At 47.6% G+C, this 25,665-nt stretch carries 30 protein-coding genes; all 30 read right to left on the minus strand.

The annotated features are described in order from the left end of the window. Window positions 1–192: 192 nt before the first annotated feature. Window positions 193–390 (minus strand): cold-shock protein, encoded by a 198-nt coding sequence (locus K0T92_RS09485; RefSeq protein WP_042170033.1) that lies wholly within the window; start codon window positions 388–390, stop codon window positions 193–195. 158 nt (window positions 391–548) lie between these two features. Then, window positions 549–1,493, minus strand: coding sequence for a GDP-mannose 4,6-dehydratase (locus tag K0T92_RS09490; protein WP_219872225.1), 945 nt, complete (start codon window positions 1,491–1,493; stop codon window positions 549–551). A gap of 10 nt (window positions 1,494–1,503) precedes the next feature. Next, a complete protein-coding gene (locus tag K0T92_RS09495; protein ID WP_219872226.1) occupies window positions 1,504–2,043 on the minus strand; it encodes a GNAT family N-acetyltransferase in 540 nt (179 codons plus the stop codon). 1 nt (window position 2,044) lies between these two features. Then, complete coding sequence (locus tag K0T92_RS09500) at window positions 2,045–3,115, minus strand: N-acetylneuraminate synthase family protein (protein WP_219872227.1); 1,071 nt, start codon at window positions 3,113–3,115, stop codon at window positions 2,045–2,047. Continuing rightward, complete coding sequence (locus tag K0T92_RS09505) at window positions 3,112–3,993, minus strand: SDR family oxidoreductase (RefSeq protein ID WP_219872228.1); 882 nt, start codon at window positions 3,991–3,993, stop codon at window positions 3,112–3,114. The genes K0T92_RS09500 and K0T92_RS09505 overlap by 4 nt, the downstream gene beginning before the upstream one ends. 45 nt (window positions 3,994–4,038) lie before the next feature. Then, window positions 4,039–4,482 carry a hypothetical protein gene (locus K0T92_RS09510; protein WP_219872229.1) on the minus strand — a complete coding sequence of 148 codons (444 nt, stop codon included), beginning with the start codon at window positions 4,480–4,482 and terminating at the stop codon, window positions 4,039–4,041. A 31-nt stretch (window positions 4,483–4,513) separates the two neighbouring features. Further along, on the minus strand, window positions 4,514–5,245 hold the full coding sequence (locus tag K0T92_RS09515) for a cytidylyltransferase domain-containing protein (RefSeq protein WP_219872230.1): 732 nt from the start codon (window positions 5,243–5,245) through the stop codon (window positions 4,514–4,516). Further along, a complete protein-coding gene (locus tag K0T92_RS09520) occupies window positions 5,242–6,288 on the minus strand; it encodes an SDR family NAD(P)-dependent oxidoreductase (protein WP_219872231.1) in 1,047 nt (348 codons plus the stop codon). Before K0T92_RS09520 ends, K0T92_RS09515 begins: the two co-directional genes overlap by 4 nt. Window positions 6,289–6,297: 9 nt before the next feature. Beyond that, window positions 6,298–8,184, minus strand: a complete 1,887-nt coding sequence (locus K0T92_RS09525; protein WP_219872232.1) for a motility associated factor glycosyltransferase family protein — start codon at window positions 8,182–8,184, stop codon at window positions 6,298–6,300. Further along, window positions 8,177–8,770: a hypothetical protein gene (locus K0T92_RS09530; RefSeq protein ID WP_219872233.1), complete on the minus strand. Its 594-nt coding sequence runs from the start codon at window positions 8,768–8,770 to the stop codon at window positions 8,177–8,179. Before K0T92_RS09530 ends, K0T92_RS09525 begins: the two co-directional genes overlap by 8 nt. 131 nt (window positions 8,771–8,901) lie before the next feature. After that, window positions 8,902–9,720: a flagellin N-terminal helical domain-containing protein gene (locus K0T92_RS09535; protein WP_281423133.1), complete on the minus strand. Its 819-nt coding sequence runs from the start codon at window positions 9,718–9,720 to the stop codon at window positions 8,902–8,904. Between the two features lie 110 nt (window positions 9,721–9,830). After that, window positions 9,831–10,232 (minus strand): hypothetical protein, encoded by a 402-nt coding sequence (locus K0T92_RS09540; RefSeq protein ID WP_219872234.1) that lies wholly within the window; start codon window positions 10,230–10,232, stop codon window positions 9,831–9,833. Then, the gene (gene fliS, locus K0T92_RS09545; protein ID WP_219872417.1) at window positions 10,219–10,608 is read right to left on the minus strand and encodes a flagellar export chaperone FliS; all 390 of its coding nucleotides are present in this window, start codon (window positions 10,606–10,608) and stop codon (window positions 10,219–10,221) included. Before fliS ends, K0T92_RS09540 begins: the two co-directional genes overlap by 14 nt. Before the next feature lie 37 nt (window positions 10,609–10,645). After that, window positions 10,646–12,100, minus strand: a complete 1,455-nt coding sequence (gene fliD / locus K0T92_RS09550; RefSeq protein ID WP_219872235.1) for a flagellar filament capping protein FliD — start codon at window positions 12,098–12,100, stop codon at window positions 10,646–10,648. A 23-nt stretch (window positions 12,101–12,123) separates the two neighbouring features. Beyond that, window positions 12,124–12,507 (minus strand): flagellar protein FlaG, encoded by a 384-nt coding sequence (locus K0T92_RS09555; RefSeq protein ID WP_219872236.1) that lies wholly within the window; start codon window positions 12,505–12,507, stop codon window positions 12,124–12,126. 28 nt (window positions 12,508–12,535) lie between these two features. Then, complete coding sequence (gene csrA, locus K0T92_RS09560) at window positions 12,536–12,775, minus strand: carbon storage regulator CsrA (protein ID WP_219872237.1); 240 nt, start codon at window positions 12,773–12,775, stop codon at window positions 12,536–12,538. Beyond that, the gene (fliW, locus tag K0T92_RS09565) at window positions 12,762–13,199 is read right to left on the minus strand and encodes a flagellar assembly protein FliW (RefSeq protein ID WP_219872238.1); all 438 of its coding nucleotides are present in this window, start codon (window positions 13,197–13,199) and stop codon (window positions 12,762–12,764) included. The genes csrA and fliW overlap by 14 nt, the downstream gene beginning before the upstream one ends. Before the next feature lie 28 nt (window positions 13,200–13,227). Further along, complete coding sequence (locus tag K0T92_RS09570) at window positions 13,228–13,761, minus strand: DUF6470 family protein (protein WP_219872239.1); 534 nt, start codon at window positions 13,759–13,761, stop codon at window positions 13,228–13,230. Window positions 13,762–13,785: 24 nt separating this feature from the next. Next, the gene (gene flgL / locus K0T92_RS09575) at window positions 13,786–14,676 is read right to left on the minus strand and encodes a flagellar hook-associated protein FlgL (protein WP_219872240.1); all 891 of its coding nucleotides are present in this window, start codon (window positions 14,674–14,676) and stop codon (window positions 13,786–13,788) included. Between the two features lie 11 nt (window positions 14,677–14,687). Continuing rightward, window positions 14,688–16,268 carry a flagellar hook-associated protein FlgK gene (flgK, locus tag K0T92_RS09580; protein WP_219872241.1) on the minus strand — a complete coding sequence of 527 codons (1,581 nt, stop codon included), beginning with the start codon at window positions 16,266–16,268 and terminating at the stop codon, window positions 14,688–14,690. A 17-nt stretch (window positions 16,269–16,285) separates the two neighbouring features. Further along, a complete protein-coding gene (locus tag K0T92_RS09585; protein ID WP_219872242.1) occupies window positions 16,286–16,786 on the minus strand; it encodes a flagellar protein FlgN in 501 nt (166 codons plus the stop codon). Window positions 16,787–16,813: 27 nt separating this feature from the next. Continuing rightward, the gene (flgM, locus tag K0T92_RS09590) at window positions 16,814–17,077 is read right to left on the minus strand and encodes a flagellar biosynthesis anti-sigma factor FlgM (RefSeq protein WP_219872243.1); all 264 of its coding nucleotides are present in this window, start codon (window positions 17,075–17,077) and stop codon (window positions 16,814–16,816) included. A gap of 104 nt (window positions 17,078–17,181) precedes the next feature. Beyond that, window positions 17,182–17,601, minus strand: a complete 420-nt coding sequence (locus K0T92_RS09595) for a TIGR03826 family flagellar region protein (RefSeq protein WP_219872244.1) — start codon at window positions 17,599–17,601, stop codon at window positions 17,182–17,184. 105 nt (window positions 17,602–17,706) lie between these two features. After that, the gene (locus K0T92_RS09600; RefSeq protein ID WP_219872245.1) at window positions 17,707–18,513 is read right to left on the minus strand and encodes a ComFC family protein; all 807 of its coding nucleotides are present in this window, start codon (window positions 18,511–18,513) and stop codon (window positions 17,707–17,709) included. Between the two features lie 20 nt (window positions 18,514–18,533). Beyond that, the gene (locus K0T92_RS09605) at window positions 18,534–20,543 is read right to left on the minus strand and encodes a helicase-related protein (RefSeq protein ID WP_219872418.1); all 2,010 of its coding nucleotides are present in this window, start codon (window positions 20,541–20,543) and stop codon (window positions 18,534–18,536) included. Between the two features lie 222 nt (window positions 20,544–20,765). Next, complete coding sequence (locus K0T92_RS09610) at window positions 20,766–21,428, minus strand: glycosyltransferase family protein (protein WP_219872246.1); 663 nt, start codon at window positions 21,426–21,428, stop codon at window positions 20,766–20,768. A 170-nt stretch (window positions 21,429–21,598) separates the two neighbouring features. Beyond that, window positions 21,599–22,315, minus strand: a complete 717-nt coding sequence (locus K0T92_RS09615; RefSeq protein WP_219872247.1) for a hypothetical protein — start codon at window positions 22,313–22,315, stop codon at window positions 21,599–21,601. Continuing rightward, window positions 22,312–23,610 (minus strand): hypothetical protein, encoded by a 1,299-nt coding sequence (locus K0T92_RS09620; RefSeq protein ID WP_219872248.1) that lies wholly within the window; start codon window positions 23,608–23,610, stop codon window positions 22,312–22,314. The genes K0T92_RS09615 and K0T92_RS09620 overlap by 4 nt, the downstream gene beginning before the upstream one ends. Before the next feature lie 153 nt (window positions 23,611–23,763). Next, on the minus strand, window positions 23,764–24,492 hold the full coding sequence (locus K0T92_RS09625; protein ID WP_219872249.1) for a response regulator: 729 nt from the start codon (window positions 24,490–24,492) through the stop codon (window positions 23,764–23,766). Window positions 24,493–24,498: 6 nt separating this feature from the next. Continuing rightward, window positions 24,499–25,659: a sensor histidine kinase gene (locus tag K0T92_RS09630; RefSeq protein ID WP_219872250.1), complete on the minus strand. Its 1,161-nt coding sequence runs from the start codon at window positions 25,657–25,659 to the stop codon at window positions 24,499–24,501. Between the last annotated feature and the right edge of the window lie 6 nt (window positions 25,660–25,665).

Raw genomic sequence — 25,665 nt, forward strand, 5'->3', positions numbered from 1 at the left:
AAAATATAGACTGGTGTAGAAACAAGACTAGAATCTAAATATTATAAAAAGATTACGAGCATTATTTAGATATAGGTACTACGACCCATTCGCATTTACAATAAAAAAAGCCCTGGTTTCCCAGGGCTCTACTGATACAACTTTTTGGTTAAGCGCGTACCATATATGGTGTGGCCGCTTAACAGCCAATAATTACAATTTGATTACGTTAGCTGCTTGTGGTCCACGAGCACCTTCAACGATGTCGAATTCAACCGATTGGCCTTCTTCGAGTGTTTTGAAACCTTCGGATTGGATTGCGGAGAAATGAACAAATACGTCGCCGCCTTGCTCAGTCTCGATGAATCCATAACCCTTCTCAGCGTTGAACCATTTAACTTTACCTTGCATTCAGAACATTCCCTTCATTCTTAAATTGCTGGAAATCACATAAAGTGAACCACATTTCGAATATACCATCGTCGTCACATTATTGTCAATGTTAATTTGTAAGCGAATACATTTGTGTTTCACCAGCCCATTTCAAATGACTGGCTTCGACCCTGAGCCTAAATCAGATTTGTACGAACGATCCATTCTTCCGTACGTTTAATTCCTTCTTCCAACGATACAGCCGGCTCCCAGCCAAGGAGTTCCTTCGCCTTGTCATAGTTGCATAGCAGCTTCTGAATTTCGCTTTGCGGATGAATATGCTCGACATGCTTGATTCTGCTCTTATCCCCTACCACGAGCAAAGCCAAGTCATTAACCGTTATATCACGGCCTAAGCCAGCATTTACAACTTGACCATCCACACGATCCGAGTAGCCCGCCTCAACTACAAAACGAGCGCTGTCTTCGACATACAGCAGATCACGAGTTTGAGTCCCTTCACCGTATATATTCAGATCCTTGCCGGATAGTTTGTTTTTGATGAAAATTGCGACTACGCCACCTTCTCCGCCCGTTTTCTGAAACGGACCATAGGTATTAAACGGACGAATGACCACAGTAGGAAGATGATAAGCATAGTAATAAGACAGTACCATGCTTTCTCCAGCAATTTTCGAACCTGCGTATGGGGATGCCGGCTTAACGGGATGCTGCTCCGTAATACCAGTTAGATCCGTGCATTGGTCATAAACCATGCAAGTACTCATAAAGACGACTTTCGATTGATGTTTCCGACACTCTTCAAGTACATTAAATGTCCCGATTACATCGTTATTAAACGTTGTTTCCGGCTCATCGATGGAGTCCTGCACGTTAATGGATGCTCCAAGATGATAGCAGATATCAAACTTCCCGTTATCGAAAATATTCTTCAGCAATGAGCGATCCTTAATATCGCCTTCTGTGAATTGAAGATTCGGATGGTCGATAAACTCTTCAATATTCTCTTTGCGCCCATTGGAGAAATCATCTATAATCCATACACGATGCCCGTCTTCCAACAGCTTTTTGGCAACCCATCTCCCTATAAACCCTGCTCCGCCAGTAAGTAATGTATTCATTTATATCACCCTATCGATTGTTGTTTTGGTATTCTTGCTCCAGCAGGCCGTAAAACAAAGAATCATGCCACTTCCCCTCAGCCCAGTGGGTTTCTCTCAGCCTGCCATCAAGTGTGAAACCCAACCTGTCGAAAAACAGCTTCTTGGCATCGTCGAAATCATAAATTTCGCTCCACAACCGATGAAGACCGAGCTCATGAAAGCCATATTGCATCATCAAGCGGCCGGCATCGTCGGCATATCGGTCATCAATATATAAATCTCCTGCACCGATATAGATTGAAAAATCTGCACTTCGATTAACCCAATCAATATAGCAAAGACCACATGCGCCCAGCAGCTCATCAGATTCAGGTCTTACGATCGAAAACATCAAAGTATTCCGGTCGCCCATAACGATTTTGTCAAACCATTGCATCTGATTATCTTTATTTAGCTCCCGATATTCTCTGAAGAACCGTCGATTCTCCGGCCTGTTCCTCCACGCCAGCAGCGTTTCAAGATCACTCCGCTCAACTGCTCTTAAATAAACATGTTCACCCTTTAACATCTTAACTGATCACATCCGATACGAGTAGTTCGTCTCCTTGTTTCTTCGCCGAGAGCACACGCTTGCCCAATACTTCTACAAGCTTGTATGGAGGGAATGACTGGATTGGGGCAGGTCTTAATTCCTCAAGGTCGGACATCTGCAGGATCTCGCCCGACTGCATGTCTCTAGTAAGCCTTAGACAGCGCCGCTGAACCACTGCGGTCTCCGACTCGTTCGGTTCAATTCGTTTAATGCCATCACCCAGCGCCGCCTCCAGCTCCCGGCTGCGTTCCACCATATCGCGCCAGGTTACAGGATTCATGGAAAAAGCATGATCCGGACCAATGCGATTATTGTCATCTGTCAAATGCTTTTCGATAACCCGGGCGCCAAGTGCGATTGCGCCAAGTACTGTAGCATGTCCCGGTGTATGATCAGATAGACCAAGAATGACATCCGGATACTTATCAGCATACAAACGAAGTACGTTTAAATTGACGTATTTCATGTTTTCCAGGCTGCCGGTATAGTTTGTATTGCACTGCATGAGAATAATTTGGTTATTCCACTTTCGAATCGCCTCAACAGCACGATCAACATCCTCTTGCGTAGATGCGCCTGTAGCGATTAGAACAGGTTTGTTGATTTTAGCGATCTGTTCAATAAATGAAATCCATGTAATATCACCTGAGCCTATTTTGAATGCCGGTATGTAGGGCTCTAGAAGTTCAATTGCTTCTGTATCATATGGTGTTGTCATAAATTCGATCTGGGCTTTGTTCGATGTCTGAACCAGTTCTTCAGTCCAATCCCGATTGCATTCATATTGCTGATAGACCTCATAGACGCTCTTGGTCCATGATGCTTGATGACTGACTTTCATATTGCGAAATCCAACATCGCTCACAATTTTACTCGCCTTGAAATGTTGAAATTTCACGGCGTCAGCACCCGCCTCTTTGGCGATCCAAATCAGCTCTTTAGCCCGCTCGATATCTCCATCATGGTTGGAAGCGACATCCGCGATAAAATAGGTCGGCATTTGCAGTGAAATTGTACGCTGCCCAATCTTAATGGATTGTTGGCTCATATCATGTTACTTCCTTTCTGATATTCCGCATATAGACTCTCAATGACCGAATCAGAATCTGGCATTCGATATCCGAGCAAGCTTTCGACCAATGACACATCAAGACCTAAGCTCTCTGCCCGGATAATTCCATCTTTAATCGTTCTGACACTATCTACATCCGCATGCGAAATATTCATTTCAAATTTTTTGGCCAATTTCTCGATAAATTCTTTCTTGGAGCATACTTCACTGCTTGCGATGTTCACAATGCCCTTTTGCTTCAGAAGCATGACATCCATCAAAATTTTCGAAAATTGTCTCACATCGATACTTGACGTATAGAAATCGTCGAATAACGTTATTGGCGCCTGTTTTTTTAAAGTATGGATTACCCACTCCACAAAAGTGGGCGCTTCCGCTCTTCCCCGGAAACCAACAATGTTCGTTCGCACGACCAGCGCATCAGGATTGGTTAAAGCGAACGCCTCGCCTGCATACTTCGTACGGGCATAATCATTGACCAAATTAACCTCGCTTAATTCAGCATGCTGATTGCTCCCGCCACCTGTGTAATAATGGTCCGTTGATATTTGAACAAAATACGCTTCCATCTCACGAGCCAGATGTGCGAGCAAACCTACACTCCTGGCATTAACCCGATAGGCCAAATCATGGTTTGTCGAGCATTCAAGCAGGTTAATCAGCGCTGCGGTATTAATGATAATATCAGGACGATTAGCAATAACAATCTCTCGCAGTTCTCCATCATTCCTGATATCCAAGCTCAGGTCTGCACCATGGCGCGCGGCACCTATTACTTGATAGCCTCTTGAAGCAGCCTCTTGCCTGAGGGCCTGTCCAAGCATACCTGTAGCTCCGATCAGAAGCATTCTCATATCATGTTCTCCTAGTTGATAGTATCAGAATCTAGCCTTTTTTCTTCAACAAAATATGAGTTTCCGAGCAAAAATGTTTCTGGTCAAATATCTCCCATCAGCCAGCAGACACTCTAACAGAAAATCGACTTTAGGGCTGTACACCTTTTTGACACGGTCGACATATTCCTGCTTCTCTACTGAGCGATAATACTTAGCATAGTCACTTTCCGGCCGCAAGTATACTTGCTCCACATATGAATCTGTATCTTCATGCGCCCCATTCAGATGGGTGCAGCGCGAGCACAGGTAATATTCAATGTCATGTTTGATGAAAAAAGGAGTATCCAATTTAAACCCGCAGTTTTTACATAAATCACGTCTCGGCTGACTGCCATAAATATGAGCAAGACGTAAATTCTCTTTATGCAGCTCTTGATCCTTCGTAAAAAAGTCCTGCTTAAAGCCCAGCACATCACTAGCTGGTTTGCTATATTTGGATACCCTCATTTATGTGTTTCCCCTCTGTGAATAGTGAATGCTACTCGTTTAGCTTCTTTTGTTCAATGTGGGCGTTTATAAGCAACAGATCGGGATTTTCATGCATCAGTTCCAGCACTTCTTTCCAATGGAACATCTGATTGGATGAATATAAACGATTATAAATTTCGGTAAGCAGCTGATAATCCTCTGCGGTATCCAATGTCCAACGATGCTCAGAATGATCTTCTTTGCCAGTGAAGAAAGCAAGCTTAAACAATTCCGGGTGCTGGTATAGATAAGGAGTTACATGTTCAAATTGTGATTCCGTATTCGCCTCATGATAAGCGCGTTCAAGTGACTCCATCGAAAACACCTCAGTATCCAGGCCCCTCGGAAATGTGCGCTCGATTGTATTGCTTGCATAATCAACAGCTTGTTCATTATAGAATGTTATGACCGCATCTGTAATCGCAGGATCAATAACCGGACAATCTGACGTTATCCTCACCACTGTATCGGCCTTGCTTCGAATAGCGGCCTCATAGTAACGGGAAAGCACATGCCCCTCGCTGCCTCTGTACACCGATGCACCCAATCTCGTTGCTTCTTCCACAATTGGATCATCGATTGAATTGATCGTAGTAGCAATAACCACTTCATCTATTTGGGGTACACTTGAGACTCTATTAATAACATGCGCCAATACAGTCTTATCCGCTAGTGGTAATAACACTTTGCCAGGTAGTCGGCTGGAGCCCATACGCGCCTGGATAATAGCAACATTTCTCATGATTCTCCCAACTCCAATGAAATGTTATCCATTTCAATCAATTTATTTTCTTTCAATATTGCACGAAGCTCTACTTTAGAGATAGGAGGAACGGAATGTGAACTGTAGCTTTGTTGAGGTGCATGTATAGCACCTTCGTATTCACGTTTATCAACAAACTGATTCGGAATAATGAACATATCGCGCAGTTCAAGCGCATGAATCGATTCTTCCTCTGTCATGAGTTCTTCAAACATTTTCTCTCCAGGTCTCAGGCCAATCTCTTTTATCTGCACATCTTCTTGTTTAATTCCAAGCTTGCTCGACATCTCTTCGATTATAATGTCGCTTAGATCATTCAAACCGATAACAGGCATCTTTAGTACGAATACTTCTCCACCCTGAGCCATAAACATCGCTCGAATCGTCAACTCCGTCGCTTGTCTCTTCGTCATCATGAACCGAGTCATCTCTCTGGAGGTTAACGTCACATGCTTATGTCTCGCAATCTGTCGCTGAAAAAGAGGAATAACAGATCCACGCGAGCCCATGACGTTACCGAAGCGGACAGCGGAGAAAATCGTCTGTTTCCCCCCTCCATAATATTGCGCTGCAGATACAAGCCGCTCAGCCATTAACTTCGAAGCCCCGTATGTATTGGTGGGTGCGATGGCCTTATCCGTACTTGTAAATACAGTTCTGGACACACCGCTCTCCAGTGACGCTTGAATAACATTCTGCGTACCTATAATATTCGTCTGCACAGCCTCAAAAGGATTGTATTCACAAGCAGGCACATGCTTCATTGCAGCAACATGAAATACATAGTCGATATCCTGCATGGCCCGATAGAGCCGATTATAGTCACGAACATCACCGATCAAGTAACGGATATTTTGGTACTCCTTATATTCCTGCTGAAGCTCAAATTGTTTATGCTCATCGCGACTAAGTATACGAACGACTGTTGGATCATCCAACAGGATATCCTTCAGCAGACTGCGCCCGATTGTTCCTGTACCTCCGATAATGAGTACGCGTTTGTTGTAGAAGTATCCGTTCATAGTGTCTCCTTAGGAAGGGATTGTCGTCCTCTGATCTTCAACCAAAAAAACCTCTGCCGTTTCGATGGTCTCTCTCGTCCAATTTAATAACTTTGGCGTAACTTCTTTCATTTGCCGAACAAGCCGACCTAGATGTTCAACAAGCAATTTGGATTTTTCGACCAGGTCATTTTCATTAATAATCTCAGGCACATGACGCTGAAACACCATAATTTGAGCCCTAATCGGAACGGAATACACCTTTTCAAAGAAAACAGTCGAGGACATCTCTGTCCAGCGTTGCTCAACCTGCTGTACATGATAAGTTCGCTTATCCTTCGACAAGGAATCCTGCTCTTGAAGCTGCTCCAAATGGTGAATAAGCAGGGACAACTCTTCATCCATATGACAGAACTCCGATTCCAACTGTTTAAGTTGCTTCAACCCAGCGGCAACCCGACCGCTTTTATTCCACTTCAATTCAGCTATCTTGGCTTTAAACCAGTGTCTTTCCAACTTCGTATCTAGCGGATACTCTCTAGCCCAATCTTCCAGCAACTTAAAAGTCGTTCCTTCTATTACCGCTCCATATCGCGATGCATTAATATACGTTTGATTGTTGAAAGCCTTGAGCAATGCTTCCAAATCATTCAATGTAGTAATCATCTTCTTGGTTGTTCGATTAGTTCCACCACTAACATTGGGGACCGATTCATTCGCTCCGGATACCGTACGTTCCTGCTTTTCTATATCAATGTGCTTGACACCCTCCGTATAAAAACTGTCATTCGGGAAGGACATATCCTGTCCTGTGAATACAATAGGGTGACAGCCAAGATAGTTCGCCGCTTGAATCGACGTCCCTGTAACGCTTGCAGTCGAATAGAACACGGGTGCTTCATCAGCATTATTCATCAGGTAAGGTGTAATCGTATCCAGACCAATACCGACATAGAGCGATTCCTCGCGTTTTTTTTCTGGTATTTTATAATGAACAAAGGATGAATATAGCAATGGTATGCTGGTCAAGTCTATATGTTCAAACGCAACATAGTTGGAATGTCCACCATCGATAGAAACAACGAGATCCGGTGTAATCCCATGATGGGCAAGAGCCTGCACACTAGTCCCTGCAGAAATGATCATACATTTATGCTGGATTTCTTTCAGCATTGGAATATCGTCCTTCAATGATGGACCCGAGCCAACAATGATTGCTGGAATACTCTTGCATGAATCTTTCATCAAAGATATATCCGGCGTGCGTAAAATATGCACAAAATTTTTAATGATATTCCTCGGCCATTCTTCTCGAAAACCATGGACAGTAGCCAGATTAGAGCGGTAATCCAATAGAACTGCTTCCGCCTCTTTGCGAAGCTTGGCCAACAACTCTTTATGCAATCGCTGATAAACAGGTATTGTGATAAAGGCGAAGCCCTTGTTGGTATTGGTCGCTATCGCTTTGGTAATACCATACATAACATTCGTCTCAGACCCTATTGCAAGTGCAGCAATGCTTTTGTTTTTCAGCGCAGGCCGCATATCTCGAACTTCGATATAGGAGATAAAAATCTCATTATCAGGCTCATAAATATAAAATTTCTTTTCTGGAAATCTCGATAGCAGTGCTTCTAGATGATAGCCCAAACCCAGACCAAACACTAACACATGTTCCTTCTCTTCAATCTCAGTAGAAACCTGTTCAAGCCACTTCGAACATTCGATAACCGGATCATATTGGCTGTACAGACGCACCGACCGATCATCCAGTACTCTGGTCACATTCGCCATTCCGTTTTTTGCGAGTTCTACTTCGACTTTAGCAGCGTCCCGCTGAAGGCCGCGAAAATGATCATAAACATTCTTATAATCTTGCCGTAATAAAAGCAAGTTGTCGGCCGCGTATTTACGCATGCTCTTCAGCACCTTTCAACGATGTCAAGAGCTCCTCCAGATTTGTTAGGCTCTCATAGGAGATGATGTCTGCAATTGCCGTCCAGTCTTCTGATTCCAGCTGCGACTTGAGAGCTGATAGAGTATCAAGTACGAATGCCTCAATCCGTTTCATAACAGGTACCATTTCCGGCTCAATCGTCTGGATCGCCAAGCAAAAACTTGCTGTCTGCTGCATCCATTCCAATCCTGCACAGTATTGCTGGAAGAGATCCCAGTCTTCCTGCTGCGGCTCTCCATAGAATGGAGAGGCCACTTGATCTGTTGAGGCAATCATCCTGCTAATATAACTCGACAGCTCTTCGAGCGATTCTTTGAGCGCGTCGGCTTGTTGGATACTGTATATCGCAATTTTATTAATATGCTCATAATTTTCACGAATAATGGACTCATATCCGTCATAAAACACATCGTCATTTATTTGAACATAATGGATAAACCTTCCTGAAGAGAAAAGTTCTTTTGTGAATTTACTCCAAAAATTATTCAATGTCAGTAACGAGCCGCTATCAACATCCTGCAATTGTTGATCTACCCAGATTTGCATCCATCACACAACCTTTAATCGGTTTTTGAATTTCAGTCCATACGTATATATTATATCGGTTGCTAGGAGCTTGTTTTAAATAGAAAAAAAAACCTCCAGTCCGAAGACTGGAGGTTTTTTCGAAATTGTTATTATCCCAACAGCTTGAGTACGCCTTGTGGTGCAGAGTTTGCTTGCGCCAACATTGCAGTACCTGCTTGAACTAGGATTTGGTTACGAGTGAACTCGGTCATTTCTTTCGCCATGTCTGCATTACGAATACGGGATTCAGAAGCAGCCAGGTTCTCAGAAGTTACGCCCAAGTTGTTGATCGTGTGCTCAAGACGGTTTTGAACCGCACCAAGCTTACCACGGTGTTGGGAAACTTGTACGATAGCGGATTTGATCAGTGCAAGAGCAGAACGAGCACCTGTTTCCGAAGAAACGCTGATCGAACCGATACCAATTGCAGTAGTCGTCATCGTTTGCATCGTAACTTGAAGCGTGTTCGCCTCTGTTACACCGATTTGGAACGTTATGGTATTTCCTGTTTTCAGAAGATCAATACCATTGAAGTTAGTGGATGCAGAGATGTTGTTGATCTCATTAGCCAATTGTGTAACTTCGTTTTGAAGTGCTACACGGTCTTCAGCGCTGTTGTATGTTCCGTTCGCTGATTGGTTAGCGAGCGTATTCATACGTTGCAGCATGGAGTGAACTTCAGTAAGTGCACCCTCAGCCGTTTGCAGCAAGGAAATTCCGTCTTGTGCGTTACGTTGCGCTTGGTTCAAGCCGTTGATTTGGAAACGCATTTTCTCGGAGATTGCAAGACCAGCAGCATCATCAGCTGCACGGTTGATGCGGTATCCGGAAGAAAGTTTTTCCATTGTTTTACCCATCGTAGTGTTGTTCGAAGCCAAGTTACGGTGGGAGTTGATTGCTGCTACGTTCGTGTTAATGTACATAGACATAGTTGTTCATCCTCCATGATAGGTTATTTTAGCCACTTCCGTGTGGCTACATAGTTATTATCGGCTGATCATATCCGCTACTTTATAGTCTTCCGAAAAAAAACAGAAAATTATTGCTTTTGATCAAAATATAACGATACGACATCCATCGAATTCATCCCGCCATAGGAGCGGACTGCTGTCTGCTGCTTCCTGGCGCCCTCAATCCCTTGGATCGTCTTTGCGGCAATGCCCTCAAGCTTGCTGTTCATCAAGACTGTCTTGTCATTCATTTCTTCAAGAAGTGTGCGAATCTCCGGATTGGATCTCCATGTCTGCTGTTCGAGCTCTGCCTCTGCAACAATACTGTCCATTTCAAGAGAAAGCTTCTCCCAATGAAGCGCAAGCGCTGCAAACTGGTGCAACGCTTCCTCCTCCATATCATCTGCAATCAACGTATATTGTTGTTCACTGATAGACTTCATTTCTTCCAGTATCTGCAGCAGCTTAGTGAGCATACTATGCTTGTCCAAGCGCAACTTCCTTCCCGATCTGTTCCCAAGCCGACTTGAGACCTTGAAGTATATCAACAACCTCGCGAAGCTTCTCATAATCCTTCTGAAGATTGGCTTGAACCAGACATTCGATGATATAGAAATAGAGCGATTGGAGATTAACCGCGATTTGACCGCCCTGCTTCATATCCAAAGTCGAAATTAATTCATAGATTATATCCTGAACTTTCTGGAGCATCCGATTGGAAGCGGCGATATCTTGATCCTTAAGTGATCGTTCGGCCTGCGCAACGTACTTCAGCGCTCCTTCATAAAGCATCAGTATTAAGCGGTGAGGAGATGCGGTTTCAAATCTATTTTTCTGATAGGCTTGATATCCCGCTTTATTCGGCATCTGCACGTTAGTCATCTCCTTGATTTCTATACTAGAATCAGCTCTTCGCCGTTGTTTGCAGCGCAGCTAGTTGGCTTGTCATCCAGCTCTGCTGGCTTTTAAGTTTCGATAAGGCAACTTCCATAGCGGTGAATTGCTTCTTCAATTTATCCTGCCTCATCTGAAGACGGAAATCCATCGCTTCCATCCGATCGTCTATGACCGAAATCTCAGAATCATATCCCTTGATCTTGCTCGTCATCAACCCGTTTGCAGTGCTTGTCCACTCTTTTAGCTGAGTATTCAGCACCTGCATAATACCGTCTTTTGAATCAACAGCATCATCACGCTTGAACAGGTCCATAACTGCATTAGGATCTTCGTTGAATTTCTCCTTAAACTTTTCTTTATCAAAAGAGATCTTGCCTGTCATCAAGGTGCCTGATGTGATTCCTTTATCAATCTCCAAACCAATGATCGACATCATATTGATTGGCGATGCGCCACCGGCAATATCTGCTGCATTAGCATTGATTCGGTTAAAGATAGTATACAGCTTGTCACTGACATCCTTTAGCATCGCATCGCCTTGTAATGGATTCATCTTTGTTTTGTCAGTTGGCTTGGTAAGATTATTTCGAACCATGTTTACTGCATCGTTGTATGCAGTAACAAAAGCCTCAATTTTGCTAGCTATTTTATCGGTATCCTTCGCAATGTTAACTTGCGATGCCCCAGTCGACAATAGATTCAGCGACACTCCGCTTATAACATCGTTTATCTTATTGCTGCTGCGGGTGATATCGACCCCATTAACAGTCAGTGTGGCATTGTCCGCTGCTTGAGTTTGATTGGCGCCATCTACATCGGAGATACCCAGACCAGCGAGTGAAGTACCGCCAAGCTCAATGCCTCCGGTCCCGCCGGAAAGCTTCATTTTATTGTCCAGACCTGTTTCTTTCGAAGATAGAAGCAGTACTTTCTCCGTGTCGGAAACAGATATAATGGACGCCGACAAGCCTGAATCCTGCGAGTTGATCTGATTCTTGATATACTCCAATACTTCACCATTAGTCGAACCAGCTGCAGCAACTGAGGTATCAATCGAAATTTGAGGGAATCCCGCACGATCAATCGTAAATACGGAGCCCTTCAAGTAAGTACTGGCACTCGTTATATTCGCAGATTTGATCGCATGACTTTTGGCAAGAGTATTCACCGTCACATCAAAATTACCGGTTGTCGCTCCTTCAGCCGCTGTCACTTTTGCGACTTTTTCGTCCGAGCTTGTCGCCGAGCTTAAATTGAAATTGGAGCCCAGAAGCAAATCTGACACTGCCGTTTGCAGCGTACTTAACTTTGTATTGATGGTTCGAAAAATATTTTGCTCTGAACCTAGATTTGTTTTCTTTTCCTTCATTCGGTCATAAGGCAGACGCTCATACTCCATCAGCTTATCTAACATCGCAGCTGTATCCAGGTTAGAGGATAATCCTGTAAGACTGATTGACATGTAACTCACCCTTTCTTAGGCAATTAGAGTTTCTTATCCACGAACAGACCGATAAGCTCTTTGAGCTTGGCAGAAAGATCAATCATGTACTCAGGAGGCAAACTCTCCACAACTTCCTGAGATCTTACATCGATAACCTGAACGTAGAACTTGTCCGCCTCCTCACTGTACTTGAAGCGAAAGGATCTATTCGTTGCCTTCATCTGTTCGTTCAACTTCTCAATCTCTTTGAACATCTTTTCTTTCTGGCTTTCTTGACTCTCTTCCAACTGCTGCTTCTCTTCTTTAACTATCTGGACAGTTGTACTCTCGGATGTAGATTTGTCTGCGCTTGTCGCCGTCCCCATAGCTGCCTGATTCCAATCACGAGAATTTGTTGCATCCATTCTATTAATTGGGCCCAGCATTGTTCACGCCTCCCTTAGGTATGATGTATTATTCATCCTTCGGCTTCTTGCCTAATAGATGCAATAAATGTTTGGGGTCTTCACCGTGGCTTCCCGCATCCATATTCTCTTTGCGAACGGCTTCGTACAATTCCGATCTCATAATCGAGACATTCCTGGGTGCGACAAAACCTAGCTTCAGAACATCCCCTTCAACATCAAGAACATGAACTTCGATATCATCGCCGATTCTAATTACTTCACCGATTCTGCGCTTAAGTACCAGCATGATTCATGTCCTCATACACCAATGGTTCACGGATCGGATAAGAAGGCTGTGTGACCACATATTGACAGCCTTTCAGCGAATTCGGAACAATCAGAATTGGCGCTTTCAAGTTGATGTGGGGAACGTCACCGATAATATTCACGATCAAGAAGGGCACTACATCGTCGGGCTTGTTGGCTTCAAGCATTAAAACTGTCTCTTGAGCAAGCTCAAACGCATAGTTACTCTTCGCCCTTGCTGCCGGGATCAGAATAAAACTGACTTCTTCCGATAAAGCATGCAAGACGAAGAAATCCGTATCTGCAAATGGAACCAGCGCATATTGATCGATATTCGAAAATCCGACTATGCCTTGCGGGAATTCATACAGCTGTTCCTTACTGACCGTCAATTCCCCATATCTTGTACTATCAATCGTTATCATAGCTCTCCTATACGACCTTTCCACGCAGTTATATGCGTTGGTCTATAAACACACTTGGAGTGTTTTGCAATGGTTTCAAGCTCACGCTTGGACGACTTTCAATCGGATCCACGTTCGGCTTCTGCGGCTCGATGCGAATATCCGGCTTATAAATCGTTACCGAAAACTTTGGCATGGTATCTGGCATAAGCACTAGTCTGGTTTCAACTTCTCTATTTCGATGGAATTTATCGACACCAAGTCTTCCGAATACATTATCCTCACCGGACGTTACGCTTCGTGCTACCTGGTCGCCATCCCTGGCTATCTGAGCAATAGTCTCAAAGGATTGGCCCACTTCACGAGCCCACGTATTCCGCATATAGCTCATTAGATTCTCCAGCCCAATGCTGTCCCAAACCGGCTGCCAATCGACCTCTATATCAGGATTTCGAGTCGTAATCGACATTTCCGCGGCATTATATCTCGCATTGACATCAGGCTGTACTCGGGCGATGTGCATATCCTGCAACGGAACATATACACTGCCCGTGGAAACTGAAACATGTGATGGAATCGTCATATACAGTCCCTCATCATTCCGACTTTATCGGATAAAGTCAATTAGCGAAACCTGCATGATTCGCGCACCAGTAGAGAGCGCTGCTTGAAGTACGTTCTCTTTAAGCTTCAGTTCCGTGATCGCTTCCGTCATATCGACGTCCCCAACTTCAGATCGGAGCTCCTTTAATCCAATCTGTTCATCAAGCAGATGATTCTCCACAAGATCGAAGCGATTCATACGTGCACCGATCTCAGCCCACGACAACGACAGCCGATTTGAGGTGTCATCTATTAATTTCAAGTCTTGAAGAAGGAGGTTCTGATCGTTATTGTCCAGATGTGTCGCGATATCTTTCAGCACCTTGAACATATTGTCCGCCGCTCCAGCAGCACCGAATATCTTCTCCCCTGTAATGCTGACAGGAACAGTAACGGAAGCACTGACACTGAGATAGTAAACACCAGGATCGGTTTGCTCTGTTTCCGCACCTGCGACCGTATAGGGCGGTATATCTGTCTTCTGACCATTGAACAAATATCTGCCGCTATAATCACTATTGCCAATCGTAACAAGCTGTTCTCTGAGCTGTCTCATCTCTGAGGCAATTTGCACCCTGGCATCCGCTGGCACCGTTCCGGTCGAAGCCTGCTGGGTCAGCACTCTAGCCCGCTTCAATATATCTGAAGTTTGCTGCATAAGCGAATCCATGGTGCGAAGCCAGCCGCTTCCAGTCCTCGCATTCTCGAGAAACTCGTCCGTTCTGTTCAACTCGCTATTATATCTCATCAGATATCCAATACCGACAGGATCATCGCCAGGACGGTGGATTCGCTGGCCTGTTGCAAGCTTATCCTGCCATTCGGTTATGTTTGAATTCGTATTTCTTAAATTCTTCATCAGTTGAATGTTCTGCATCATTCCCGTAACGCGCATGAATTATCCTCCTATCTGCCAACAAGGCCCATTTGATTAATAATACGATCCAGCATTTCATCTACTGTGGTCATATTGCGAGCAGCCGCATTATAAGCATGTTGGAATTTAATCATGTCTGACATTTCTTCATCCAAGGAAACACCACTTACCGATTGACGGCGCATGGCGACTGAATCGGTCAAATCCTGCTGATTCTTCATATTCCTGGTCGCATTCGAGGCCCGTATTCCAAGATCACCAGTAAGTGCCCGGAAATAGTCATCGGTCGTTCCACTGGAGAGCGAAGTCATACTAGCAGGAAAATTAAACACCTTATCCCTCAATCCCCCGAGTGCATGAGCGATATCACTGTTGCCTTTTATCGTAATCTTCGTTCCTGATCCATTAACCTCATATTTGCCTGAAGCAGCGACCTTGCTGGTATCCTGCACAATATCAGGGTTAACGCGAATATTAGCTATATTGAAAGTTGAGCTTCCATCGGATGTAATAAAGAATGGAATGCCTGATTGCGCAGGATCGGACAAACTATACCCGAGCTCATGCAGTCCGTTAAATCCGTTAACCTGCAGCTCAACCGCGCTTTTGATCTTAGAGCCTGCTGCGATGGTCGCTCCCGCAGGTATAACGGTTCCATCCTCCAAAGTGACGGCATTCAGTGCTGTAATATTGGCATTCGGAATGTAGCCATTCTCCAACTTCACTGTTACTTGTCCATTCACCAACGTGTTTACCATCGCATTGAGCTGATCCTTCACCTTGGTAACTTCAGCCTGCGAAGCGATATAACCAGCCAACTCGCCTGCTGTAGCAGCAGCCGCATTGCCGGCCGTGAGGGCAGTGACCGTCGTCCCATCCACTACCTGCACCCCAGCGGAGATCACATTCACCATACCATCTACTGATTCAGCAAACGTTACATCTGAAATTAAGGAAAGCTTGTCGAGAAGCACATCGCGCTGGTCGCGGTAATCGTTGGCATTGTCGCCAACCGCCTCGGTCTTCCGGATAATCTCGTTTAGTTGGGCAATATTCTCAATATATCCATTTGCCTCAACAACCTTCTTATCGATATTGGAGGTAATATCACTGGTTACTGTACTAAGCGATGTATCCATATATTTCAATGTATCCGCAAGATTGACTGCCGATCCGATCAAATCAATACGCGCACTAAGCAAAGCCGGGTCACGATTCAACACTTCAAGAGAATTCCAGAACTTGTCCATAACAGCACGCAATCCACTGTTGGAAGGCTCATTAATAATCTTCTCGATGGATTGCAGCGTCTGATCCTGAACTTTCCAAGTGCCAAGTCCTTGATTCTCCCTGCGATACTGCAGATCCAGAAACGAGTCGCGCACGCGCTCGATGCTCTCATACTGTACTCCTGTGCCAAGCTGCCCTGGAGCATTGCTTCTCATTAATCCCGGGGCTTCAATCGGACGTGTTGCCGTGAGGTTCACTCTTTGCCGTGTATAGCCCTCGGTCGAAGCATTCGCGATATTATGCCCAAGCGTCTGCATCGCTACATTCTGAGTTAGTATGGCGCGTTTACTAGTTTCCAGTCCGTGAAATGTTGATCTCATCCTTCAACCTCCTGCGCTTAGGCGCGCGTATCGAATAATCCATTGCGGTTTTGTTTGCCATTGTGCATCGCCGGATTCTGGTAGGTAACCTCTTCTGTTGGAGAGCCTACAAGCAGATCCAGCGAAAATTCCAGAAGTGCTACCGATTGCTGAATAAGATGCTGGTTCAGTTCATTAAGCGGTTTAAGCGCTGCTACGATCTCGGTCAGCTTGCCTTGAATCCCGCCCAGCTCCTGCTTGTCCTCCACCGAGAACAGCATCCGGCTGATCTCGGTTAGCGTAATGTACAGCTTGGGCCGGACACCCATCTCCCGCTGCAGCTCAATAAGCGTCTGCCGCCGAACTGTCTCATTCTCTGAAATTTGCTTTAAGACCTTGGATTCTTTCGCAATCGTCGCTGTCAGGTCGTTAATCTGATTCTTCACAACCTGGTCTTTCTTCACAAGTCCAAGCTCATAGAGCTCCGTATAGAGCAAATGCAATTGTTCAAGCGTCTCCATTAACTGACGAAATGACACGCGAATCACCCTACTCTGCTGTATTATCTATTTGATGAACGGCCAAATCTTCTCTGCGATCTTCCCTGAATCAACATGGTAGCTTCCCGTTCTGACTGATTCCTTCAAATCCTCTATCCGCTTGCTAAGCTCCGCGTTGCTCGCACGGCTGTAGCTGAGCATCTCCTGAGCTTCCGCCGAAATTTGCACTTCGTCGGTTTGCCGCTTGCGGCCCATGCCTCCGGCGCGCTGTTCGTTCTGCTTCTGATAGGGGTTCACCCCGCCAATTCGTTGCGTTTCATTAATTTTCATTGTTAATCCCTCCACGGTCCGACACCAATTAAAAAAGCCGATTACTCTGTATAAGAGTATTATCGGCACTTTTGTATAAAAATTAATAGAAATAATAATACGTCTTAGTTGCGATCGCGCAAACGATCCATAATCCGATATGCTGCCCCTGCTGAGGACGGCGGTTTTTCCGATTCATCCGCACCCTTGGAGCCCGGAGACTTGTTAATATCATGCACCAAACGCGATCTGCAGTTGATGCACATCGTGTTCTCCCGGATCAGTGTGCCGCAAACTTCACACGGATAGGCCAGGTTAGGCACCCCGATCAAAGAAATCCGTCCTTCGCGGATGAACTTCGTTATTTGTTTAATTGAGACCGAGGTCTCTTCAGATACCTCATGTATGCTTGCTCCCTTATGCTTGCGCAAGTATTCGGAACAAAGCCGGTATTCTTCATCGATATCTTTAATACAAGCCGGACAGACATCACGGAAATTTGTAGCATACAGCTTTCCGCAACGCGGACAGTTATCGAGACCCATGTCCTATTGCCCCCCTCCAGTGCAACATAATAAGATATTGCCTCTATTTTAACTGATTAAACGACAGATTTCATCCTATTTTTTTACTTTGCTGCAATCGATTCGCTAGGAACGGGCTAAAGTTATCGAATAAATCTCGGCGGGGATGGCGGACCCGTGCTTCTTTAATTCTTCTCTTATCGCTTCGGCACAAGCACTCACCGTGCTGCCTGTCGTATAGATATCGTCTACAATAAGCAGCCGCAGCCTCCTCCCAGGATTAAGATCAAACAGTTGCAATGCGGCGGTCTCTTCTGCAGCAAAAAGCCCCCTTGAGTCGGTTAGCCGCTCTGCGCGCGTCTTGAAGCTTTGTTTTCCGCTGTGCCGCGTCCGGCGAAGTATGTCGAGCAAAGGTATGGCATCATGCTGCGCGATATATCCGGCCAGCCTTTCTGATTGATTAAAGCCGCGCTCCTGTAGCCGCTGCTGACTTACCGGAACCGGTATGACAGCATCTATGCGAAAGCGCTCTTGACGATTGTCCATCTCTTGAAGCAGTCTCTTGTACGCGGTCAGCAGCATATCGCCAAGCACCGGCTCAAGCCCTTCATGCCCGCGGTATTTATAGAGCGCGAGCCATTGTCTGATGGTGTCGTTGTATCGCACAGCACTGCGGTTGCAAATAAAAGCTGCGACATGCCGCCGCGCACAATCTCCACAGCTGTCCGGGCGGCCGCATACCGCGCAATGAATGCGAACAATCCAGGGGATGGAATCCCGGCATTCCCTGCACAGCAAGGGGATTGAAGCTGCAGCAAAATGATCCTTCCTTCCGCATTGAAGGCAAGTATAGGCAGAAGGCCGCAGCAGCGCTGCAAGGCTTTCTGCTGCCCTGGGGATGGATCGCCAGACTTTGTTCCATAGCGCCAGCATGGAGTACGCTTGTCCTCCCTTCACTTTTCGATTGGCAGCTTCGCAGGCTGCATTCCCTTGGGGAGCAAATAGCCGCTGCGCTGCGCCAGCTTGTTCATGCCGCGAATCTGCCGGATTGCGGATTGCTGGGAGCGGCTGTAGGCAGGCGCGCAGAAGTAAACACGGCCTGCCGGGTCTTCCTTGGATCTTCCGGCTCGTCCAGCCATCTGCACGAGGGATGCTTCATCAAACAGCCTGCCGTCTGCATCCAGAATGAACACATCACTTCTGGGCACTGTCACTCCACGCTCCAGAATCGTTGTGGTTACCAATAATCGAATGCTCCGCTCGCGGAATCGAACCACCTTCTCTGATCGCTCCGGATCCTTGGATGAGGTGCCGTCTATCGAAATATGAGGAAAAGCCGAGCGCAATCGCTGTACCAGCGGCCCCACATGACGGATTTGCTGTACGAACATAAATAGCTGAGCTCCCCGATCGATAGACTGCTTCAACGGCTGGACGAGCCTTCGAGGCAGCTTGCTAAGCTGCAGCAGCTGCATGACAGCAGGAATCCGAATCCGAACCGGAACCGGAAGCGGATATCGATGAAACCGGACAGGTACCCGGACATGCGCAAGACGCCGCTGATCGGCCGCTCTTCTGAGCTCTGCCGGAGGGGTGGCCGACAGCAGAATCGTGCAGCCTCCTGAGGCACAGACATGATACGCCGCATAGTGAAGCATCGGATCGTTGTGATAGGGGTACGCATCCAGTTCATCGATAACAACCAGATCATACGCCTCCCTGAAGCGAAAAAGCTGATGGGTTGTCGCCAATGTTATCTCCCCGCTTTCCCAGCGCTGGGAACTGCCGCCATAGAGTGTCACAACCTTCGCCCGGGGAAATGCGCGGCGTATTCTCGGATCAAGCTCCAGCACGACATCACGCCGCGGGGTTGCAACGAGAGCGCGCCCTCCCCTCTCCAGGCAGGCCTCTAATAGCGGAAAGATCATCTCTGTCTTGCCTGCTCCTGTTACTGCCCATAGCAGAAATTGGCGCCTGGCGGAGTCTAGCGTATCCGGAGCAGCGCTGCGCCTCTCCCCTGCACCCCATAGGGACTTGCATAATCTGCCCCAGAAGCTCTTCTGCTTCGTTGGATACCCGCCTTCGATGTATTGCAGCGCGGCCGCAGCGGCAGCCGCTTGAGCAGGACTGAGCTGCCAGCGGTCAAGCCGCTCGCTGCAGCTGCCGGATGCGGGAGCTGCTTGCTGCAGCGGAGCAGCCCTGTGTGCCGGCATGCCGAGGATGAGCAGCCCGCACTCGCGGCTGCGGCCCATGGTGAGGCATGCCTCGCAGTAGTTGCACATGCGCCCGCATATGGCGCATGGTGTGCGGCGCATGCGCGCCTCGCCGCTGCCGCAGCGCTGGCAGCGCAGCAGCCGGCGCGACCCCGCGCGCTGCGCCAGCGGCCACCGCAGCAGCCGGGGCTGCGGTTGCGGGGCTACCGCGCCGCCCAGGCGCAGCTGGCCGAGCAGCGCGGCCAGCTGGAGCGCGGGCGCTGCCGCGCGCCAAGGGGCCTGCGCTGCGCCAGCGGCAGGCCCGGCCGCGTCCGCGGCCGCAAGCAGGGCGAGCGCTTCGCTGCCTAGCAGCGCTCGTCCCTGCAGGAGCGCAGCGGCGCGGCGGGCCCGCGCCGCCAGCGCTCGCGCATCCTCGCGGTCCACGCCGCGCTCGGACGCGCCGCGTACAAGCTCAGCACGCGCCACAGGCGCTCGCTGAGCCGCCGCCCCTCCGCCAGCATCCGCCACCCAAGCGTCGCTGACTAATCGTTCAAGAGCAGCTCGAACCGCCGCCTCATCTGGCGGTTCATTGTCCCCTGCCGGCCATTGCCCGGCAACTGCCGCTGCAATTCCCAGCGGCAGCAGCTCCGGCCACAGCAATAAGCCCTCCGCAAGCGGCGAAGGCTGCTGCCGGAAAATCCGTTCGGCCTCGCCGCGATACTGCGCATCCAGCCAATAGGCTTGATCCACCTCCGGCGCAATGGACCACATGGCCTTCGATCCTGCCGATAACAGCACAACATATAGAGCAACCCTCAATCTCTCATCCCCCTCCCTACAAAACAAAAACACCCGCAAGCTGCCTTAGACAGCCATACGGGTGTGCTTCACTCGTCGATGGATACAATTAATGTGATTATAACCTGACCTCCCGGGTTTAGCAATTCCTTCAGCTCTCTTAGCTGGCATATCTCCCCCCTTGCAAAGCTTCTCCTAGAGTGGCAGCTTCGACAAATCGGCGGGATCTCCCAAATTCACAAGTATTGCATGATCCGATTCTGTTACAATCCCCTCAGTTTGGAGGAGCCACAACAGCCTCATGACTTCCTTATTCTCCTTGGAATCCTTCATCGGCTCCTGAGGAGAGGGCTTCGCATTCCGAAAGCGTTGCCATTTTGCCCAGAGAGATTCCCTTCCCGCCTTTGTTCGTCTCGGGCCATTCCCCGCGATAATCTGCGATTTATCTGTTCTGCAGCTACCCTCCTTCTCAGGAGGGCAATCCCCCTCACTCCATCCCTGCCCCGGACGATGTCCCAGCTCACGCGCAAAATAATCCAGCCGTCTCAAGCTCCTGGAGAATGATTCACATGGTTTGATACAGACATCCATTCCCCTTCTCGCAAAACAGCGGACGATGCCCATCGTCTCATCCTCACAACCATGATCCAAAACCGTGACCCTTATTGCGGTTCCCGTTCCATGCGAGAAACGCCGCAGCGAGCGCATATACATCTCCATCTGCAGCTCTTCATTGCCGGTTATGAGCACATAGTGCCTCGTATCGCGTTCGCGCTTCAGCGCCATTAACGAGCACATATGCACGGCTGCAGCAGCCAAGGTGTAACAACCCAGGATTCCAAGCAGAATCTGAATCATGGCAGCCACCTCCTTTTTGTGACATGATATGCCACAGGCCGCCCATGGGTTCCGTATATCATGGACAATCACGCAAAAAGGCGCCAACCCAACTGCCGCTTTTACTCCTTCTCCCCCCATCCTCTCTGCGCTCTTCTATCCGAGATCCGCCAGCTCGCAGCCAGCTATCCTTATCCTCCGACAAATCGCCACCCCGCAGGAAGGCTTGCGCCAGCAGCCAATGTGATATTCATAGTTCGTGCAATATCAACCTGCTTGTCACCGGGTATTACGATCATCAGCTTGCATAAAGGAACACGCTGCTCAAGCAGCAGCCGCTGCCGGTCAGGACTCTTCACGGTCACATACATCGTATCGCCAATGACATTGGAGCCCGCAAGCTCAACAGTAGAAGGAGGCTTCTCATCTCTGCCAATCTCGTACTGGCATGAACCGAAAGCATGAACCTCATTCAGACCTGTTTTTCCAGGATCGACCTCCAATTGTCCGTTCCAGTAGTAATCCCCCTGCACGACAATCCGTTCAATCCCGGCGGCCGACACGTGAAGCGCCTTCGCCTCCACACGGTATTCCCTCGCACTGACGACACCGCGTATTTCTTCGAAGATCCCCGTCGTGCTTACCATTGTCAGCAGAATACTGAATGAGCCAATCATAGCGATGAAGAGAATACTGAACAGATCATACCGGAGCACCGGCTGGTCGCTCTGACTTCGCCACAGATACACCATTACCTCAATACCGAGCACCACCAGCAGGAGCGGCCACCAGAACAGTCCCAGATCCAGACCCTCGGTACCGTTAAAATGCGATACGACCAGCAGGATACCCATGCCTGCCAGCGCAACACCCATCGACCACGTTCCAACTCTCCACTGCTTTCTCATGGTTGCATGCTGCCTCCCTTGGATTTGCCGCCAAGAAGCAGCTTCACACCTATGCCGATGAGCAGGAGAGCTGTAACTCCTGTCTTGAAGTAATACCTGAGATTATAGGAAAACATATAATCCTGCATGACCCGCTCCAAATACGTGATCAGTATCCGATCCGCAATATAATATAACCCCAGAGCAAGCAGTCCGATACCGATCCAGCGCTGCTTAGGCACTATCCAATCCACAATCGGCACATCCTCCGGTTCCCGCTCCCCTGCCTTATAACGGGACTGCAGCTGCAGCGCATCGAAGAACGAATAACACCAGAGCAGCGGAACAAGAAATTGAAACAGCGTCAGCTGCAGCATATTGAGCAGATAGATCGCGATCAGAAAGCTCCCCATCAGCTGCAAGCCGCGCTTCTGCAGCCCCATATACATATGGCCCGCTCCCGGCATGATCGACAGCACTACCGTGAACCATTGACTTCGTCCCTCTCCTTGCCGATGCTCGTCCCAATCATCAATGATAGTCCGGTCCACAAGCGTCTCCCCCGACTGCTTGCGCTGTACATGCCGAATGGCATCAAACAAGCCAAATAGCCAAACAATCGGAAGAGCAAGCAGGAAGATCAGGAAGTCTTCCTCGTTCGACAATACCGATACAAACACAATCATCGCGAGCAGGCCGAAGAAACCGATCATGAGCGTCGAGCCGCGCTTCATCAGACCGAGCTGCAAATGTCCAAGGCCGGGCAGAAACGAGAGCAGAATCGTAAAGAAACGTTCACCCGAGTCGTTCCCCACACGATGGGATGGCTGCTCTCCACTCCAGTGCCCGGATCCGTTGCCTCGTGCATAGCCGCTATCATAGAGAGCTCCCTGCATATTGGACGCAGCTGCACCGCTTCCTCCTTGAGCAAAGGAGGCTGAATAACTCCCTCCTCCCCCCGCAGCTGCGAATGGATCTGTTAGCGGGAGAACATTCCCTGCAGGAGCGTCTCCACCTGCTTTAAACGCAGGAGGCATGCTCTCGTTATGTATGGCCGATTCAACAGAACGGCCGCTTCTCAGCAGCAAGTAAATCATCAAATCCAGCAGATTTATGACCCAAATAACACCCGCAATGAACAATCCTATCACAAATGCAATTCCATCATTGTCTGCAACCGCGATCATAAATCCAAAACCTGCGGCCATCAGAACGAGCATGAGATAAATAATGCCCCTTGCCTTTCGATTCACCACCATATGACCTAGTCCTGGAATAATGCCAAGCAACAGGACTGCAACAGGGTTTTTGGCCATCTTCTAATCTCCCCTTACCAATCAATTGTTCAACTGCGTGTCCCGGCATGCGGCGGACACCAGCTGTCAGCATAATAATAGACGATTAATAACGCAAAAGAGCTTCCGCAAAAATGCAGAAGCTCCTCATTTTGTATGTAAAACATGCCAACGCTACAGCGTAACCCAACCAAACTTGATTGAATTAATAACCGCTTGCGTCCGGTCATCCACTTCCATTTTTTGCAAAATGCTGCTAACATGGTTTTTGACCGTTTTTTCACTTATGAATAAGTATTCGCCAATAAGCTTGTTGCTCTTGCCTTCTGCCATCAAGCGCAGCACCTCTGCCTCACGTCTTGTGAGCGGATTGTTGTCGCCAGCAATAAATTTCACCCCGGCCTCGCGTCCGGCGGCGGCTCCAGATACTGCACCGATCTCGTCCAGATACGTCATGCGGCGCAGCTGATTAATCAACTTGCCCGTCACCTTAGGGTGAATGTAAGCGTGACCGCCTACAACCGAACGAATAGCGTTAATTAATGCCTCTGCCTCCATATCCTTGAGCAAATAACCTGATGCACCCTTGCGCAATGTTTCGAACACATAGCTTTCGTCATCATGTATGGATAAAATAATGACCTTCACGTCAGGGAACATATCGCGTAAACGTTCAGTTGCGACAACACCATTCTCGATCGGCATATTAATATCCATCAGTACGACTTCTGGTTTGGTCTGATTGCAGAATTCCAACACTTGAATGCCGTCATTGCATTCTCCGATGACTTCGAGGTCATCTTCCATGTTGAGAATCCGTTTCAGCCCCTCGCGGAAAAGTTGATGATCGTCAGCGATAAGCACTTGAATTTTACGCTTGCCGGTCGTTGTTTTTTGGTCCATCGTCAATTACTCCTTTCTGGTTTCCGCGTTGATAGGGATATGGATCACGATTTTCGTCCCTTCATCAATGGCCGATTCGATCTCCATCCTCCCTTCCAGGAGTTCGACTCTCTCGCGCATCCCGATCAATCCGAAATTCGCGCTGTCTTTTGCCCGGGATTCAATGAGATCCACGTGAAATCCAATACCGTTATCCTTAATGATAATTTTAACTATCTGCGCTTGGTACGTAACTTCTAAAGCAACGTAAGAGGGGTTCGCATGCTTCAACGCATTACTGAACGCCTCCTGAACCATTCGATAGATTCCCGCTTCCATCGCGGAAGGCAATCTCATTTCCTTTCCGACTGTGTCGAATATCGTCCGAATCTTGGTTTTCTCCTCGAAATCTTGTATATACTTGCGAAGAGTCGGAATCAACCCCAAATCATCCAAGGCCATTGGACGCAGGTTAAAAATGATTTTACGAATTTCTTCGAGACCAGAGCGTACTTGTCTCTTCAAATCTATTAATTCTTCTTGTACTAATTGAAATTCCTTCTTTACGAGCATTCTTTCTGCAATTTCCGTCCTAAGAACTATATTTGCGAGCGATTGTGCAGGACCGTCATGGATTTCCCGAGCGATCCGCTTGCGCTCTTCCTCCTGAGCGAGAATGATCTTCAAACCGATTTGCTGTCGATTTTTAGCCGATTCCAGAATACGTGTCACTTGATTCAAGTCACCGGACAAATATTCCAGCACCACGTTGATCTGAGAGGCAATCGTCTCCGCCCGTTCAATCGATTGCTCGACATTGCGAACCCGCTTCTGAAGATCGTCCCGGCGCGTCTTGAGATAGCCTTCCTTCTCCCGGTATACCATGAGATCCAGTTGCAGATGCGTCGCCTTCTCATAGGCGGATTTAATATCTTCTTCCCTATATTTGACGAAATCACGACTCACTTCTGTCAATCTGATCCGCGCAAGCCGATAAGCCATCTCCAGCTTATCGACCTTCTCAATCACCTCTGCCGTTTCTACGATAACCTGATTGAGTTCTTGACCAAGTGACTGCAATTCCTTGCGTGCGGACTCGCAAATTTCAAATATTTGATACTTGCTTTCTTCCATCACGAGAACCGCATTAGATATGACGCGATCAATATCGTTAATTCGATAGTCCACGTAGAC

The organism is Paenibacillus oenotherae, from assembly GCF_019443105.1.
GTDB classification, from domain to species: Bacteria; Bacillota; Bacilli; order Paenibacillales; family Paenibacillaceae; genus Paenibacillus_Z; species Paenibacillus_Z oenotherae.

What these genes read in the sequence shown, in the direction of transcription:
- K0T92_RS09485 (WP_042170033.1), bottom strand. Translation starts at nt 390, where the DNA reads ATGCAAGGTAAAGTTAAATGGTTCAACGCTGAGAAGGGTTATGGATTC.
- K0T92_RS09490 (WP_219872225.1), bottom strand. Translation starts at nt 1,493, where the DNA reads ATGAATACATTACTTACTGGCGGAGCAGGGTTTATAGGGAGATGGGTT.
- K0T92_RS09495 (WP_219872226.1), bottom strand. Translation starts at nt 2,043, where the DNA reads ATGTTAAAGGGTGAACATGTTTATTTAAGAGCAGTTGAGCGGAGTGAT.
- K0T92_RS09500 (WP_219872227.1), bottom strand. Translation starts at nt 3,115, where the DNA reads ATGAGCCAACAATCCATTAAGATTGGGCAGCGTACAATTTCACTGCAA.
- K0T92_RS09505 (WP_219872228.1), bottom strand. Translation starts at nt 3,993, where the DNA reads ATGAGAATGCTTCTGATCGGAGCTACAGGTATGCTTGGACAGGCCCTC.
- K0T92_RS09510 (WP_219872229.1), bottom strand. Translation starts at nt 4,482, where the DNA reads ATGAGGGTATCCAAATATAGCAAACCAGCTAGTGATGTGCTGGGCTTT.
- K0T92_RS09515 (WP_219872230.1), bottom strand. Translation starts at nt 5,245, where the DNA reads ATGAGAAATGTTGCTATTATCCAGGCGCGTATGGGCTCCAGCCGACTA.
- K0T92_RS09520 (WP_219872231.1), bottom strand. Translation starts at nt 6,288, where the DNA reads ATGAACGGATACTTCTACAACAAACGCGTACTCATTATCGGAGGTACA.
- K0T92_RS09525 (WP_219872232.1), bottom strand. Translation starts at nt 8,184, where the DNA reads ATGCGTAAATACGCGGCCGACAACTTGCTTTTATTACGGCAAGATTAT.
- K0T92_RS09530 (WP_219872233.1), bottom strand. Translation starts at nt 8,770, where the DNA reads ATGCAAATCTGGGTAGATCAACAATTGCAGGATGTTGATAGCGGCTCG.
- K0T92_RS09535 (WP_281423133.1), bottom strand. Translation starts at nt 9,720, where the DNA reads ATGTCTATGTACATTAACACGAACGTAGCAGCAATCAACTCCCACCGT.
- fliS (WP_219872417.1), bottom strand. Translation starts at nt 10,608, where the DNA reads ATGCCGAATAAAGCGGGATATCAAGCCTATCAGAAAAATAGATTTGAA.
- fliD (WP_219872235.1), bottom strand. Translation starts at nt 12,100, where the DNA reads ATGTCAATCAGTCTTACAGGATTATCCTCTAACCTGGATACAGCTGCG.
- K0T92_RS09555 (WP_219872236.1), bottom strand. Translation starts at nt 12,507, where the DNA reads ATGCTGGGCCCAATTAATAGAATGGATGCAACAAATTCTCGTGATTGG.
- csrA (WP_219872237.1), bottom strand. Translation starts at nt 12,775, where the DNA reads ATGCTGGTACTTAAGCGCAGAATCGGTGAAGTAATTAGAATCGGCGAT.
- fliW (WP_219872238.1), bottom strand. Translation starts at nt 13,199, where the DNA reads ATGATAACGATTGATAGTACAAGATATGGGGAATTGACGGTCAGTAAG.
- K0T92_RS09570 (WP_219872239.1), bottom strand. Translation starts at nt 13,761, where the DNA reads ATGACGATTCCATCACATGTTTCAGTTTCCACGGGCAGTGTATATGTT.
- flgL (WP_219872240.1), bottom strand. Translation starts at nt 14,676, where the DNA reads ATGCGCGTTACGGGAATGATGCAGAACATTCAACTGATGAAGAATTTA.
- flgK (WP_219872241.1), bottom strand. Translation starts at nt 16,268, where the DNA reads ATGAGATCAACATTTCACGGACTGGAAACTAGTAAACGCGCCATACTA.
- flgM (WP_219872243.1), bottom strand. Translation starts at nt 17,077, where the DNA reads ATGAAAATTAATGAAACGCAACGAATTGGCGGGGTGAACCCCTATCAG.
- K0T92_RS09595 (WP_219872244.1), bottom strand. Translation starts at nt 17,601, where the DNA reads ATGGGTCTCGATAACTGTCCGCGTTGCGGAAAGCTGTATGCTACAAAT.
- K0T92_RS09600 (WP_219872245.1), bottom strand. Translation starts at nt 18,513, where the DNA reads ATGCTGGCGCTATGGAACAAAGTCTGGCGATCCATCCCCAGGGCAGCA.
- K0T92_RS09605 (WP_219872418.1), bottom strand. Translation starts at nt 20,543, where the DNA reads ATGTGGTCCATTGCGCCGGAGGTGGATCAAGCCTATTGGCTGGATGCG.
- K0T92_RS09610 (WP_219872246.1), bottom strand. Translation starts at nt 21,428, where the DNA reads ATGATTCAGATTCTGCTTGGAATCCTGGGTTGTTACACCTTGGCTGCT.
- K0T92_RS09615 (WP_219872247.1), bottom strand. Translation starts at nt 22,315, where the DNA reads ATGAGAAAGCAGTGGAGAGTTGGAACGTGGTCGATGGGTGTTGCGCTG.
- K0T92_RS09620 (WP_219872248.1), bottom strand. Translation starts at nt 23,610, where the DNA reads ATGGCCAAAAACCCTGTTGCAGTCCTGTTGCTTGGCATTATTCCAGGA.
- K0T92_RS09625 (WP_219872249.1), bottom strand. Translation starts at nt 24,492, where the DNA reads ATGGACCAAAAAACAACGACCGGCAAGCGTAAAATTCAAGTGCTTATC.